The 2,220-nt window shown below is 61.3% G+C and carries 1 protein-coding gene; it reads right to left on the bottom strand.

Annotated features, from left to right (window positions below):
• Positions 1 to 375: 375 nt before the first annotated feature.
• Complete coding sequence (locus VMJ11_RS32355; RefSeq protein WP_325625118.1) at positions 376 to 1,692, bottom strand: TolC family outer membrane protein; 1,317 nt, start codon at positions 1,690 to 1,692, stop codon at positions 376 to 378.
• Positions 1,693 to 2,220: the final 528 nt, after the last annotated feature.

Here is a 2,220-nt window from a genome sequence, read left to right as displayed (position 1 = left end):
CCGCCGTCGAGGAAAGTGAACGCGCTCAGCTTGCTGCCGCCTCCCGGCAACGGCACGGGCGCCTTCAACTCCACGCTGCTCGTCAGCATCTTCGATCCCCCGATCGGCTGGCCCGTCTTGATGTCGTGCGGCGACAGCGAGCCTTGAATTCGACGGCGGGCGGCAAGCGCTGCGGGTTCAATTGATCGATCGAAAACGCTCGCAGGCGCAAGTCGAGACCGGCCTGACGGGCGAGGCGCTCGAGCACGACGTCGAGTGACGCGTCGCTCTGCCATGCAAGGGCGACGCGCGCACTCTCAGCCGACGTCGAAAGTCCATAGTGACGTGCAATGGCAAGCACGGCATCGAGCCAACGTGTGTATTGAATCGGCAGATTCACGGAAGCACCTCCATCCCTTGCACATGGGTTCTGTTCAGGCCATAGAAGTCGCGCCCGGCTCCTGTTGCATCAACGTAGGCGATCAGATTGATCCAGAAGTCGTCTCTCGCCGACTCCTCGTCGGAGGCGGCCTGATAGAACTCCTGTTCGGCATTCAGAAGATCGAGTATCGAACGCGTGCCGAGTTTGTACTCTTCGCGATACAGGTCTCTAGCCTGGGTAATACTTTGCTTGCGCTCTCCGAGCACGCCGAGCCGGTCCCTCGCCCCGATGGCGAGCTCCCTGTAGCCGCGCGCGTTGTCGCTGCCGGTGAGTCGCGCGACCTGAACCCGCGAGCGCGCCGAAGCGAGCGCGTTTTCCGCCCCCTTGACCTGGGCGTTGAGCGTTCCGCCCTGGAAGACGTTCCATGAGACGTTGACCATCACCGTGCGGTACGACCCCTCGGGTACGAAGGTCGACGGGTTGATACCGCTCAGGCTCTTGTTCTCGGAAACGTCGAGAGAAAGCGTCGGCCAGCGCTGCGCCCTGGCGGCGTCGAGTTGCGCAATGGCCGAGTTCATGTCGGCCTTGGCGGCCAGCACGTCGGGAATGCTGTTCGTGTCCGGGTTCGGGTCGAGCTGGACCTGCGCCGCCTGATCTTCCGGCAGCGGTGCGATCGTGCCGGTAAACCGGGCGCCGATCAGCGTGCGCAGGCGCTCCATGGCCTGCGCACGCTGCGCGCGCACCTGCATCAGATCCGCGCGTGCGTTCTGTACGCGCGTTTCGGCCTGGATCGGGTCCGAGCGGGTGCTGACGCCCGCATTGGCGCGAAGCTGGGCCATGAGCAGAACGTTTTCGACGGCTGCGACCTGCTCCCCGGAAATCGCCTCGAGCACCTGGTAGCGATGCGCGTTGACGACCGCTTCAGCGGTTTGCTGCGCGATCTTGTCGATCTGCTTGAGCACCACCGCCTGCTGTTTGCTGACGCCCGCTTTGGCCTGATCCACCGCGCCGGAAACCTTGCCAAAGTCGTACAGCATCTGCGAAACGGAAACCGAAGTCGTGTTGCCCGAACCGGTCAGCGTGAAGTTGCCGCCGCCAAGTCCAGCGGTGACCTGAGGAAAGTAGCCGCCGCGGGCAACATCGATCGCGCTGGTCGATTCGGCCAGCGTCGCCACCGCGTCGGCAATCGACGGATGACTGCGGACCGCCAGCGAAACAGCCTGATCCAGACCCAGGACTTTATCGGGAACTTCAACATCGAGATTGACTGACGCCTGATCGCCGTGAAGCTGCGTCGAAAGCGCCTGGACATCCAGGTTGCTTGCCCCCAATCCAGCTTGCCGGCGGTGGGAGGAGAGGATTGCTGTGCTGCCTGTACAAAAACCGGCCCGAAGAGGCTAACGAGACATGTACATACTGCGCCCGATAATTTCAACTTCACTAGAGCTCCTTCCGTAATTCGCGGAATCTGGACGCGCGCTCTGGGGGCCAATTGCATTAGTGATTATTAGAGAAAGTCAATTAAGGTTAAATGCGGGAAAATCGCCGCCTTCGACCATCCACGCACGCAACGTGGCACGAATAGCGTGCACAGCTCTACGGCCGACGGACATGACATGGGTACCTTGAAAGAGGATGCGACCAGGAATCGGACTTGGAGTCCGAGCCGCATGCCGAGCCTGCAGTTGCCAGCCGGCAAGCGGTCAGCGCCGCATCGTGTTGCGAATTATCAAAGACGGTAATCGCATACTTAATAGGACAATTCCTAATTTTTGGCACGAATCAGTCGTTTCCGTCCTATCCGACGACGCCGCCCCACTAGACTGGACCAAATCCAGAGGCGACGGCATCATACGGGC

This window comes from Paraburkholderia sp. (genome assembly GCF_035501035.1).
In the GTDB taxonomy this organism is placed as follows: Bacteria; Pseudomonadota; Gammaproteobacteria; order Burkholderiales; family Burkholderiaceae; genus Paraburkholderia.
This window is presented reverse-complemented; position numbering and strand designations above follow the sequence as displayed.